The sequence below is a fragment of the Pseudomonas sp. 9.2(2024) genome, from assembly GCF_039695385.1.
In the GTDB taxonomy this organism is placed as follows: Bacteria; Pseudomonadota; Gammaproteobacteria; order Pseudomonadales; family Pseudomonadaceae; genus Aquipseudomonas; species Aquipseudomonas paraglycinae.
The window spans coordinates 1,296,933-1,309,963 of the sequence record NZ_CP155585.1 but is presented as its reverse complement, the minus strand read 5'-3'; the positions used below and the strand labels follow the sequence as shown (position 1 = coordinate 1,309,963).

At 59.9% G+C, this 13,031-nt stretch carries 10 protein-coding genes; 2 read left to right on the top strand and 8 right to left on the bottom strand.

The annotated features are described in order from the left end of the window. Positions 1-28: 28 nt before the first annotated feature. From ABFB52_RS05775 to ABFB52_RS05765, 3 genes are all read right to left on the bottom strand, one after another. A complete protein-coding gene (locus tag ABFB52_RS05775; protein ID WP_129972970.1) occupies positions 29-2,575 on the bottom strand; it encodes a LuxR C-terminal-related transcriptional regulator in 2,547 nt (848 codons plus the stop codon). Between the two features lie 139 nt (positions 2,576-2,714). Continuing rightward, on the bottom strand, positions 2,715-4,082 hold the full coding sequence (locus ABFB52_RS05770; protein WP_085746957.1) for a DUF1329 domain-containing protein: 1,368 nt from the start codon (positions 4,080-4,082) through the stop codon (positions 2,715-2,717). Positions 4,083-4,105: 23 nt separating this feature from the next. Then, positions 4,106-5,899, bottom strand: coding sequence for a DUF1302 domain-containing protein (locus ABFB52_RS05765; RefSeq protein ID WP_085746956.1), 1,794 nt, complete (start codon positions 5,897-5,899; stop codon positions 4,106-4,108). 709 nt (positions 5,900-6,608) lie between these two features. Between ABFB52_RS05765 and ABFB52_RS05760 the strand changes: the two genes are divergently transcribed. Both ABFB52_RS05760 and ABFB52_RS05755 read left to right on the top strand, forming a co-directional pair. Continuing rightward, a complete protein-coding gene (locus ABFB52_RS05760; RefSeq protein ID WP_256584329.1) occupies positions 6,609-8,780 on the top strand; it encodes an S-type pyocin domain-containing protein in 2,172 nt (723 codons plus the stop codon). After that, a complete protein-coding gene (locus tag ABFB52_RS05755) occupies positions 8,777-9,037 on the top strand; it encodes a hypothetical protein (RefSeq protein WP_007957240.1) in 261 nt (86 codons plus the stop codon). The genes ABFB52_RS05760 and ABFB52_RS05755 overlap by 4 nt, the downstream gene beginning before the upstream one ends. 44 nt (positions 9,038-9,081) lie before the next feature. On the opposite strand, the gene ABFB52_RS05750 is transcribed toward ABFB52_RS05755, so the two are convergent. The 5 genes from ABFB52_RS05750 to ABFB52_RS05730 form a co-directional block, all read right to left on the bottom strand. Beyond that, positions 9,082-9,993: an SDR family oxidoreductase gene (locus tag ABFB52_RS05750; protein WP_011332507.1), complete on the bottom strand. Its 912-nt coding sequence runs from the start codon at positions 9,991-9,993 to the stop codon at positions 9,082-9,084. A gap of 152 nt (positions 9,994-10,145) precedes the next feature. Continuing rightward, the gene (locus ABFB52_RS05745; protein WP_102717153.1) at positions 10,146-11,048 is read right to left on the bottom strand and encodes an alpha/beta hydrolase; all 903 of its coding nucleotides are present in this window, start codon (positions 11,046-11,048) and stop codon (positions 10,146-10,148) included. Beyond that, positions 11,048-11,830 (bottom strand): class II aldolase/adducin family protein, encoded by a 783-nt coding sequence (locus ABFB52_RS05740; protein ID WP_085746952.1) that lies wholly within the window; start codon positions 11,828-11,830, stop codon positions 11,048-11,050. The genes ABFB52_RS05745 and ABFB52_RS05740 overlap by 1 nt, the downstream gene beginning before the upstream one ends. Before the next feature lie 132 nt (positions 11,831-11,962). Continuing rightward, a complete protein-coding gene (locus tag ABFB52_RS05735) occupies positions 11,963-12,649 on the bottom strand; it encodes an LrgB family protein (RefSeq protein ID WP_085746951.1) in 687 nt (228 codons plus the stop codon). Beyond that, entirely contained in the window at positions 12,639-13,025 is a 387-nt protein-coding gene (locus ABFB52_RS05730; RefSeq protein ID WP_102686881.1) for a CidA/LrgA family protein, read from the bottom strand. Before ABFB52_RS05730 ends, ABFB52_RS05735 begins: the two co-directional genes overlap by 11 nt. Positions 13,026-13,031: the final 6 nt, after the last annotated feature.

The window sequence follows — 13,031 nt, the reverse complement described above, 5'->3', positions numbered from 1 at the left end:
AAAAACCAACACACTGATTAAATGACGATTAACAACATAAACCCAGCATTCTAGCGCGCGCCACGGCATGCGTACGGCGTTCGACGCCCAACTTTGCATGAATCCGCCGGACATGAGTTTTAACGGTATGCAACGAGATGAACAACTTGTCCGCTATTTGTTTATTGGAACTTCCCGCCGCAATCAACCCCAACACTTGCGACTCTCTCAAACTTAATGAATTTTCACTCTCGCCACTTTCAGAAAACTGATGTCCGGATAATGATTCAGATCGAATAACCGTCGCGGCATCATCGAACTTCATGACCAGGCACTGCAAGTTGAACTGGCAGGCCAGCATGCGGCCCTTGTCGAAATACTGCCGGGCAGATTCCCGATCATTGAGAATTGATGCCACCTCGCTCATTGCCAGCAGCAACTCGGTTTCCAGAACAATCATCCGGCAAGACCGAGCCTGCTCGAGCAGAGACTGCAATCGCAGCACGGGCTGCTGCGTCTGCCCCAAACGGGTCTCGGCCAGAATCAGCAAACACTCGATACGCGGAATCAGTTCCAGCGTTGCCGGCGGCGCCTGCCGTGCCCGCGGGCCACGATAATGCCTGAGCACTCGACTCAACGCTTCGCGAGCCAGTTCTGGCCGCCCTTGTTGCAGCCAGAATTCACTGCTGAGCTGCAGCAGAACGCCGCGATAGACCGTGTCCGGAATCTGCCGCTGCTGCATGAGCCGCTCGGCATCACGCAGACGCATGAACGCCTGCGGGTAATCGCCCTGATCGGCGGCCAGTTGCGCCTGCCCCAAAAAGCCATAAAGCACCCGCTTGTCAAAGCTGCACAGGCAATCGTCGAGCCCTTGTTGAAAGAATCCGGCGGCCCGATCCTGCTGTCCCATGCTCAGCGCCAACCGCCCGCGACGCAGGGCAATACGGCCCAGCAACGGCGTCGGCCGCTCGACAGACAAGCCGAGCATGTCGCAAAGATTGGCCAGCAATTCTTCGGCACGAGCCGACGCGCCCCGTTGCTCCAGCAGTTGGGCGTGATCCAGTTCCAGCAACGCTTCGAACAGCAATGAACCCTCAGCCCGGGCCAGGCACAGCGCTTCACGATTGATCGAATGAGCCAGCTCCAGATCACCGCACAGCAACGCCTGCTGAGTGCGGCCCGACAGGCACAAAAGACGCGCCGCCCAGGCCTGCGGCGAAAGATCGTTCAAGGCCTGCTCGAAATGCTCGCGCGCCTCGTCCATGTGCCCCTGCAAATGCAACAGCCAGCCTTGCTGAGCCTGCCAGCGGGCGATCAATTGCCGTTGCTGACCCGCCGACGGCGGCGGTAGAAAACGCGACAGTTGCCCGATGCAATCCGCCGCCTGGGCAAAACGTCCGGCGAACAGCAGCGCTGCCGTGATCAGCCCGACCAGTTGCGCCGAACCCAGCAGCAACTCCTCGCCGCGCTGCTCGTAGAGACGCAGTAGCAACACAACAGTCTGCTCCTCGAACAGGTGCTCGAAGCTGAAGTGTTGGAGCAGGCTCACCGCGACCTCGTACTCTTCGGCCAGCAACGCCTGTTCGAAGGCGCATTTCCAATGCTGCCCGGCAGCAAACCATTGGCAGGCCCTGCGATGCCAGGAACGTCCGGCCGACCAGGGTTCGTCGCGCATCAGACGCGACAGCGGAGCGCATACCTGCAACCAGTCCGGCGACCCTTGCCAGGGTTCGATAAAACACCCGAGCGTTTGCAGCGTGCGCATCCACTGCGCCCCTTCGCCGGCACCGAACAGGTGATCGCACAGACTGGCGTTGAACCGCGGCAAATGCGCCAACACCCGCCAGGCCTCTGCCAGTTCCGGGCTCAAACCACTGAACAGTTCGTGTTGCAGATAGTCCAGCAAGGTGTCCATGCGTTGCTGCGGCAAGGTCTTTTGCGACCAGTCGCATTTTTGCATCAACAGGATCCGCACCCCGGCGCACCACCCACCGCTGCGCTGGAGGATTCGCCCGGCTACGTCGTCGGCCTGGGCTGGCGGAAGGTGCCGCAACAGTTGCGCGATCTCGCCACGACTCAACGCCAGCGCCGCGCGTTCGCACTCGTACAAGGCATCATCGAGCAGCAGGCGAGGCCAGTTGCATTGCGGGCGCCGACGCGTGCCGATCCACCAGGTGACGGCAGGGCTGGCAAGCGCCAGCAGGCGGTCGAGGAGCGCATCCAGCGCCGGATTTTCAACACGGCAGTAATCGTCGAGAAACACCCAGACCGGCGAGGACCGGCGCGCCAGTTCATTTAGCAACGACGACTCATCCGCCGCTGCCAGCCCCAATGCCTGCGCCAGTCGCTCGCAAAATGCCGCGACACTTATCGACATGCCCACCAGCGGCAGCCAGCACACCGTACATTCGAGGGGCGCCTGCAACAGGCATTCGGTGAACAGCGTGCTCTTGCCACTGCCGGCCGGTGCGCAGATCAGCCGGACCCGTGCCGAAGACTCCAGCAATGATGCAGTCAGACGTGGACGTGGAAGATGATGAGCCGAGAGTCTGGGCAAGAATCCCGGACGATCCGGAGCGTGGGTCATGGCGGTCATCGGGTACGCCTTTTTATCGTTGTACGCTCACCCTAGTCCTCTCCCCGGCGCTTGTTGACGAGTATTCAGTACGCTGATTGGCGCCCATAAAAAAGGCGACCGTATGGTCGCCTTTTGCCTTGCCAATGTATCGAAACCCTTACCTCACGCCCTCGGCGCGCAGGGCCGACGGGGTGTAGTCGGCAGCCTTGGCTTCGAAGCCGAATTCGAAGCTGTGCTTCTCTTCGTTCTTCATCCCCAGGGCAATGTAGCGGCCGGCGATGATGTCGTAGAGCGCTTCGAGGGTGTAGGCCTGGGCCTGGTGATCGTAGTAGTACTGCGCGTGTCCCTCGGCCACTCGCCACAGCTGCCCGCGACCGTCGTAGTGATCGGCCAGCGCCACTTGCCAGCTGTCCTCGTCGATGTACATGTGGCGCTTGGCGTAGATGTGCCGCTCGTTCGGTTTCACCGTGCCGACCACTTCCCAGACCCGGTGCAGTTCATAGCGGGTCAGGTCCTGATTGATGTGCCCCGCCTTGACGATGTCGTCGTATTTGAGACTCGGCGAGTCGAGCTTGTAGCTGTTGTACGGAATGTACATTTCTTTCTTGCCGATCAGTTTCCAGTCGTAGCGGTCCGGCGCGCCGGAAAACATGTCGAAGTTGTCCGAGGTGCGCAGGCCGTCGGCAGCGGTGCCCGGCCCGTCATAGGCGACCTGCGGCGCACGCCGCACCCGGCGCTGCCCGGCGTTGTAGATCCATGCCAGGCGAGGTTCCTTCACCTGATCGAGGGTCTCGTGCACCAGCAGCACGTTACCGGCCAGACGCGCCGGCGCTGTCACCGACTGTTTGAAGAAAGTCAGAACGTTGGCGGCTTTTTCCGGATCGAGATCCTTCATCAGTTGCGGCACGGCGATCTCTTCTTCAAAGCGGATCGGCGTGTAGCTGCCATTGGTTTGCGGGGTCACCTGCGTGATGATCCGCCGCAGGTTGCCGCCGTGATAACGGGTGATGTGGTTCCACAACACCTCGACGCCATTTTTGGGAATGGGGAACGCGTAGTAGCGGTTACCGGTGAAATTGGCCAGTCCGTTGCCGTCGTTGATGCTGGTGACGTTCAGCGCGCTGCGTTTGGCCGATTCGTAGATTTCCGGCGGCACGGCCACGGTGCGATGGGTCGGGTAGACCGGGATCTTGTACGTCTCGGGGTAGCGCTTGAACATCGCCACCTGGCCGTCGGACAGTTTGTCCTTGTACTTGTCGACGTTGGCGGCGGTGATGGTGAACAGCGGTTTTTCACTGGCGAACGGGTCAGCCAGAAAGCCCTTGCCGTCGACCGCACCGGCGTTTTTCGGGATACCGCCGGTCCAGGCCGGAATCGAGCCGTCGGCGTTGCCGGCCTTCTCGGCGCCCAGCGGCGTCAGGCTGGTGCCAAGCTTGTTGGCTTCGTCCGGCGACACCGCCGCGATCACATTGGCGGCCAGGAGGCTCAGGGCCAGGACACCGCATTGCAGAATCATCTTGCGCATTGCATTCATCCTTCTCGGGCAGATCAGAAGTTCACACCGAAGCTCAGGGCCACGAAGTCACGGTCTTCGAGGGTGTTGTAGTCACCGCCGAAAAAATCGGTGTAACTCAGGCTCGCGGTATAGGTGTTGCGGTAGTCGGCATCGACCCCGACGCTGACGGCTTTGGCGCCTTCGTTGAACAGACCGTTGGGGCCATAACCGGCGACGTCGTGGGACCAGGACAGGTTGGGCTTGAGGTTGATCCCGCCGATCACGTTGGCGTAATCGAGGATCGCCCGGGCGCGATACCCCCAAGAGGTGGAGGTGACGAAACCGTCGGTGTCACCGCCGAAACCGTACTGGCCGTAGACCGAGTCACGGCCGTAACGCAGTTTGCTGCGCGACTCCAGTCCGCCGACCCGCACCACCGCCGCTTCGCCGACCAGGGTCAGACGCTGAGCGCCCCAGACCTGATCGAAAAAGTGCGTCAGCGTGCTCTGGATCTGGGTCACTTCCTTACGCCGGTAGCCTTTGTTGTCGGCACCCGGCGAGGTGACCAGCGGCGACGCAGCACCGCCGGCAATCGGATTGAGCAGCGCCAGGGTCAAGTCGTTGGTGTTGACCTGCACAGGCGCGTTGGGCCGGTAGCTGATCTCGCCGGTCCAGGCGGTGCCGGTCGGCAGCGTGGTAGAGAAACTCGCGCCATACAAGCGGATGTCTTCCGGGTATTCGAGGTAGTACTGACCACGCCCGAGCATCACGCTTTGCGCCAGTCCCGATCCACTGCCGGGCGCCAGCCGGTTGGCGATCCCGACCATGCCCGGCAAGGCCGCGAGGGTCGACAGGCCGGCGGTGCTGGTGCCAACCGTCGGCGTGCGGCTGTGATAGTTCATGAAGTAGAGGCCGTACTCGGTGTCATCGCCGAGCCAGCGCAACGCCGTGCCCCATTGCCCGGAATCCCGCGCATCGCGGTCGCCGCCACGGGGCACGATCACGCCTTCGCGGGTCACCTGGATCGGCTGGCCAAAGGCTGCCGCCAGCGGCGCCAACGGGGCGATCGCCGGGCTGCCGACGGTGTAACCGTTGTTGCAACCGTCCGCCGCCACGTCGACACCGAAGAAGGTGCCGCAGTTGTCGAGGACGGTCTGATCCCATTCCAGTTGATAGAAGCCTTCGACCGTCAGTTGGTCGGTGAGCCCCTGAGAGGCGAACAGCATGTTCACCGGAATCAGCCCTTCCTTGATCTCCGCACCTGGCCGGCGAAACGCCGAGACGTCGATCGGGTTGATGCTGTTGATCGAGTTGCCGATGAAGGTACTTTCGCCCCAGCTCACTACTTGCTTACCGGCACGCACGGTGCCCGGCAGGTCGGCGATGGAGTAGTTGTGATAGACGAACGCATCAAGAATCTGCGCGCCGGAAGACTTCGCGCCTTCTTTGCGACCCTTGTCACTGATCTGTTTGAACTCGCGGTCTTCGTCCTTGAGTTCGAAGTCGTACCAGTACTTGCCGCGCACGAACACACCGGTGTCGCCGTACTTCAGTTCGAGGTCGTGGATGCCTTTGAAGATCTTGGAAAAGGTCTCGCCCTTCTTGAAGTTCAAACGCCCGTCATCACCGGTGGAAGACTGGCCGGTCCCGCCGTTGACAGTCCCCACCAGCGACTTGTCGGCATCGCGCATGCCCCAGCTCGCACCGACCGACAGCGACGAATCGAAGGTGCCTTCGATTTCCCCGATATTGAAAGCGACCGCGTGCGCCTGGGCACAGCAACCCAAGGCCACCGCAGCGGCAAGCGCGTGCGGTGTGAAGATGGCGCGCATTGTTGTTTTTGTCATGCGTCTTCCCCGGTGAGTGACAGAAGACCCCACCCTACTGCCGCCACGCAGGGACGATAAGCGCACCAAGGAGGTATTCACACTGTCGCTCAAAAGGATGAATCCCCGCCTGCAGCAAGGCTTTGCGCCCGCCATGAACAGGCTGGATGGATCACTATCAACGCAACGGATAATGACGACCCCGGTGCGCGCCACTGTTACATGCCCCGTAACAGTGCATGTCCGGAATCGCTATTTTTCCCTGAGGCGCCAGCCCTTATTCTGAGCGGGCTTTCACGGCAGACCGCCAGTAAGCACGAAGTCCACGACCGAGTCGTTGGCAATGATTTCTGATCGATCGAAGCGTTTTTCGATCCATCGCCCCGGTGTTCACTGACGTTGATTTGTAGCTCCTTGATCCAACGTCTTACCTTGGCCGCTGCGTTTGCAGCGGCCTTTTTTATGCCTGCTGAAAAGCCGAACGCCCTATCTTTCGAACAACTTCGAAAACAATGTCGGACATTTCCTCTTGCACCAAAGAAATATGACCTGAACGTTGAAAACCCAGGAACCCTCTTTCAAAACGAAACACCATTACTTACGGAGCTCTCGGATTTTGTAACCAGAGTTTTGTTGTAACTTGAAGCACCTCAAACATTCGCTGGCGACACAGGCGCCGCTTTCAACAGCACCATTTTGCCAGTGAGCCAACACGCACATTCAAAAGGATATGAATATGCAGAAACCTCCACCCTTTGTATTAACAGAGGCTGTCCATACGACAGCAATTGCACCGCCAAACACTCCCATCATTCGCGGGACATCCCCTGTTCTGCCCCATAGCGGCACGTTTGGCATCCCACATAACGTTGTAGCCAGTTCGCGGGAGTTCACTGCTGCCAAACTAAAGATTGAACAGGACTTTCAATCTCAGAACCAACAACTGGTGCAATCGATTGAGCAGGAACTCGCCGCAACACGTCTGGAAGGCAATACCCATCCGCTTCCTCCCGCGCAAGCAATCACTCGAGAGCTAGGAGTACGCCACACACTTATTGCTAGAAAGACCGCTCAACTTCATCAAAAAAATATTCTTGTTAACCATTTTTTTGGGGAGACGCCACTCAATAAGGACTTCCATGTTTTTTATCGACAAGCGCAGAACATGGATAGCAACGTCAGGCCTCGTGGTCTTGCCATGCAGGCTTGGGCGACCTCGTACAGAGCCGCCCACGAAGCGATCTTGCTGACGCAATCCATCGCCATACTTAACCAGCAACAGGTCGGAGTACAAAAATGGCTGGCCGCCGTGCAGGCCAATGATCAAGAGCGAATAGCGGCTGAACAGCAAGCGCAAAGAGCGGCGGCCGAACTGGCGCGCATCAATGAACAGGCACGACTCGCAGCACTGGCAGAAACTGCGCGTCGGCAAAAAGAACAGCAGGAAATTCAGGCGCGTGAACAGGCGCGCGTTGCAGCGCTGCTCGAGGCGCAAAGGCTGGCGGATGAGCTGGCACAAATCGCCGCCGCAGCCGCTGCGCGACAAGTCGCCGCCGAGCAGGCACGCCTGCAAGCGCAAGCCGAAGTTCAGCGCCGCGAAGAGGAACGCCGGCAACTGGCTGAAAAAACACGTCGGGAAAAGCAGCAGAAAGCGCTGAGAAAAGCACAAAAGAAACAGCGAAAAAAAGCACGCAAGATCGCCAGGGAGCAGGCGCAACGGCAAGCCGAAAACGCCAAAACCGGACAACCTCCGCTCTTTGCCAATGCGGGTTCGATGGCCGCTTTGGGTCCCACCTTTACCGGCCCGCTCGGCGTTTTTGGCAACAACCTGGCCACGACTCTGGCGCTCAGAACTTCGCTGCAAACGGCGGTTTCTTTGGCGCTGGCTGCCATCTCCACTGCTGCCGCACCGGTGATCGTCGGGTTCGCGGCGTTGCTCGCCCCTTCAAAACTAGGGAACAGCGACCTGTATTCGGCCAGCGTTCCCTTGTCAGACCTCGCACCGGATCTGAATGAAGATCTTCATCACGTGGCGGCCGTCGGGGGAACAGTCGATCTGCCGGTCAGGCTGGGCTCGTCGACGATCGGCGACAAAGTCGAATTCGTCGTAGTCACGACGGACGGAGTGACAGTCCCCGCCCCTGTTCCCGTGAGAGCCGCTCGCTTCGACGCCAGTAAAAACGTCTACGTTTCCACCGCCAGCGACACCAACGGCCCCACGCTGACCTGGACGCCGTTGGTACAGCCACAAGATACCTCGACCCACCTGCCGCTGGCCGATAACGATCCTCCGGTCTACGACGGTGCTGAAGTTGTTCCAGACGAGGGACGGATCGATCCGTTTCCCGAGCTGGATCGGTATGGGTTTGGCGGGTTTATCACGGTCTTTCCAACTGAGTCCGGATTGTCGCCGTTGTATGTGGTTTTCAGCAGTCCCTATGAGGGAGGCGTTGAAGGTGGCGAGCACAGTGGCCGCGCGTTTAACCCCGAGGAAACAGGTGGACCAATTCTTGACTTGGAATGGTCCCCTGTAACTGCAACATCAGAAGGAGCAAGCACTGTGCGACTACACATCTCAAGATTTCCTGAATCGGCCGCCAATAAGGTAATGATTGATCGCCTGGAAAAAATCATCAGCGGAGAGCTTGAGATAACGGATACAGACAAGCGCTTCTACACTCATGAGTTGAGAGAGCTAGAAAGATTCAGAGCCTTGGGATATGGGGATAACGAACGACCTGATCCGAACTCTCCTGTGTGGAACAATGTTCACACAGCAACGCTGGAAGACTTCAAACTCAAAGACGATGCTTCGCTGCTGTACACACCTGAAGCGCTGGCCGCCGACGCAGAACAAGTGGAACTCGAATACCAAAGGTTGTTGAAGGAGATGTGGAAATGAATACTGTCGAACAAATCGTAAAAAACGAGTCCCTTGATGACATCGTTGCAGTGTTCGCGTTGATCAAAGCAAATCCACATCTGGACAGGATGATCAGACTCTATAACCGTGACATCCTCAAAGAGTATGGCGCACTCGAAAACGCCTACTCCCGCCTCTTCGCCGCCGGGGTACTTGCTCTCGGAGAGCACGGCCTGGCGATCAAAGGCCCGAACTGGTCCCCACCAAAATTCATGATCGAAAACAGATACACCTGATCGGCAAATCGGCCACCAGGCTCTCACCTAGTGGCCACTTCAGGTTACAACGAATACTTCTGCAGATTCCCCATCATTTCCTTCAGCGCTTCGATGTTGTCCTTCGGATGCGCCGCGCCTTCGAAATCACAGATCTGCTGCCAGTGCGCCGCGACGTCTTCCGGGGAAAACCCGACGCGAGGATCGAACCCGGCACCCAGGCTGCGCTCCCAGCGCACCTTGCCCATCCAGCCGCCGCCGACTTCGAACAGGCCGGAAGTTTCCTGGCATTGTTCGCTGGCCAGGTACACCACCAGCGGGCTGACCAGCTCCGGTTTGAGTTGTTCGAACACTTGCGGCGGGATCAGGCCTTCGGTCATGCGCGTGCCGCCGGTGGGGGCGATGGCGTTGACCAGGATGTTGTTCTTGCGACCTTCGATGGCCAGGGTACGGGTCAGGCCGTAGAGACCGAGTTTGGCCATGCCGTAATTGGACTGGCCGAAGTTTCCGTAGATGCCCGAGGTCGATGCGGTGAAGATCACTCGCCCATAATTTTGCTCACGCAGGTGCGGCCATGCGGCACGTGTCACTTTGTAGGCGCCTTCGACGTGGACGCGGTAGACCAGATCCCAGTCGGCGTCTTCCATTTTGTGGAAGGTCTTGTCACGCAGGATCCCGGCGTTGTTGACCACCACATCGACACGGCCGAACACATCGAGCGCGTTCTGCACCAGTTTGTCGCCGTCGGTGACCGAGTCATGGTTGGCTTCGGCGATGCCGCCGGCCTCGCGGATTTCCGCTACCACGCGATCAGCGGCCGAAGCGTTGGCACCTTCGCCCTGGGTTGAACCGCCGAGGTCGTTGACCAGCACTTTGGCGCCCTGTTTGGCGAACAGCAAAGCGTGAGCGCGTCCCAGGCCACCACCGGCTCCGGTGACGATCACGACTTTATCTTCGAAACGCACAGACTCATTCATCGGGGCAACTCCAGCAGACCTGAGGGACAGTGTCCCCGAGTGTCAGGCACGACGCGTTCGGTCACAACGAACACGGCTGGGGCTGAATGGTGCGCGATAAGGCTGGGGGATGATGAAAACGTGCCGAGGCGCCCGGCGCCTGCGGCACGAACTCAGGAACACGCCACCTTGCGCGGCGGCAACACGAAGTGATCGCGAAATTCGAGGTAGTGCTTGAGCACCTGCACCGGCGCTTCGGTTTGCGGGTAGTGGCCGATGCCCGGCAACAGCACGGTGTCCGCGTCGGGAATCAGCTCGCGATAACGCTCGACCATGTGCGCGCCGGAAATCGGATCGACCTCGCCATCGATCACCCGCAACGGCACCTCGCCGCGCTGCATCGCTGCGACCCAGCGATCACGCTGGACCCTGCGCTCGGGAATGTAGTGGATCAGCTTGTGCATGACTCGCGGCCCGCGATTGCATTCGATCAGGCTCCAGAAATCATCCATCTCGCTTTCGCTGGGCCGGGTGTCCGGGCCGAAGATCTGCCGGAAACTTTTTACCAGCGCATCGCGGGTAAACGCCCGGCCGATCATCCAGCCCAACGGGCTAAGCAACAGTTTTTGCGTCAGCAGCGGCCGATGGGTTTCCGGGAACAGACCGCCGTTGAGGAACACGCAACTGGCGACCTCGATCAGGTCTTCGTAATGCCGGGCCAGCAGTTCCTGGGCAACGCTGTCGCCGTAGTCGTGGGCCAGAATGTGCACCGATTGTTCGACCTGCAGATGCGCCAGCAAAGCCTGTTGCAGATCGGCCTGCTCCAGCAGGCTGTAAGTGTGATTCAGGGGTTTGGCCGAGTCGCCGAAGCCGAGCATGTCGCAGGCAATCACCCGGTAGCGCTGGGACAGCGGTTGCCACAGGTAATGCCAATCCCAACTGGCCGTCGGAAAGCCATGGATCAGCAGCAGCGGTTCGCCCTGCCCGGCCGTCCAGTAGCGGATCGGCTGACCATGGAAGACAAAAGTCTGGCTGCGTTTGCGCCAGGCACTCAGAGGGATCTCGGCGAGAGGCATTAGAGTTTATACCCCGGGTCTTGTTTATCGAGTTTGCGCAGCAGCGCCGGCCAGGCCAGCGCGCCACCCATGCCTTGAGCACTTTTGGTGACGCCGGCGATCATCGCCTTGGCGCCTGCCAGAATCTGCGGTTCGATGGCGATCAGTTCGGCACCGCCGGTCTGCGCCATGACCTGAATGTCGCAGGCGCGCTGGAAGGTGAACATCATCAGGAACGTGTCGGCGATGGTGCCGCCACAGGTCAGCAGACCATGGTTGTGCAGCATCAGGAAATTGCAGTCACCGAGATCCGCCTGCAACCGCGCTTTCTCTTCATGGTTCAGGGCCACACCTTCATAGGCATGAAAGGCCAGGCTCGACAGCACGAACAGCGATTGCTGACTGATCGGCAACACGCCCTGCTTCTGCGCCGACACCGCGACACCGGAAGCGGTGTGGGTGTGCAGCACGCAGGCCACGTCGTGCCGCACTTCGTGCACGGCGCTGTGGATCGTGTAACCGGCGGGATTGATCTCGTAAGGGCTGTCCATGAGTTTGTTGCCGGCCTGGTCGACCTTCACCAGACTCGAGGCGGTGATCTCATGGAACATCAGGCCGAACGGGTTGATCAGGAAATCTTCGGTGCCGGGCACCTTGGCGGAAATGTGGGTGAAGATCAGATCGTCCCAGCCATGCAGCGCAACCAGACGATAACAGGCGGCCAGATCGACCCGGGTCTGCCATTCCGCGGCACTGACCTGGTCTTTGACGTTCACGGACGAAGGGACGGGGGCTACGCTCACTGTATGCACCTCTGCGTTCTTATTGTTTTTGCGTGTGTCAGCAGTCTAGTCAGCCATGGACGGCCGCGTAGTTGCATTGGCAGCCAGCTTGATGACTGAACGAGTCAGCCACGCAAACAGCTTGGATCCATGTCAAAGCAACGACGCCAACAAAGGCGCGGCGAACAGATTGAGCAACCCCGTCAGCACCATCACCAACCCCGCCACCGAACCTTCCTCGCCGCCCACTTCATGGGCCCGGCTGACCCCGGCACCGTGCGCACCGACGCCGAACAATGCCCCGCGCGCCAGGGCGCTGCGCAGCGGCAGCCACTTGAGCAGCACACCGCCGAGCATGGCACCGAACACTCCGGTGAACATCACGAACACCGCTGTCAGCTCCGGCACGCCACCCAGATCCTGCGCCAGCGGCATGGCGAACGGTGTGGTGATCGAACGCGGCACCAGCGACAGCGTCACCGAACTGTCCAGCGCCAGTGCTTTCGCGAGGCCGAACGAAGTGCCGATCGACGCGGCGCTGCCGGCCAGCATGCCCAGCAGCAACGCCGACCAATGCCGCACCAACAAACGCCGCTGCTGCCAGATCGGCACCGCAAACGCCACGGTGACCGGCCCGAGCACCAGCATCAGCCAATGGGTGTTACTCGAATATTCGGCGTAAGCGGTGTGCAGCGGCACGGCAAGCGCCAGCAGCAACGCAGGGACCAAAATCAGGGGCGACAGCAAGTAGCGCCCGGTCCGGCGATACAGCCAGCGACTGAACAGATAAGCCAGCAACGTGAATGCCAGCCAGAACATCGGCATCAGCTCAAGCTTCATGGGACCGCCTCAGGCGCACGGCCAGCTCCACGGTGAACGCGGTCACCAGCATCACCATCAGCGTACTGGCGGCGATCACCAGCAGAATCCGCCAGCCGTCGTCACGCAGCAATGCGCCGTAATCCAGCAGGCTCATCAACGCCGGAATGAAGAACAGCAGCATCTCCGCCATCAACAACCCTGCGCCCATTTGCAGCGCCGCCGGTTTAACCCAGCCGAACGCAAAACCCAGCAGCAACAGGGCCATGCCGATCACACCGCCGGGAATCGGCCAGGCCAGCCACGCTGCGATCTGGCAGCCGAGCAGGTAGAGAGCAAGCAGGACGGCCAGTTCGGCCAGCAAGCGGGAGAGGTATTTAACGGTCGAGGCTTTCATCCGGGG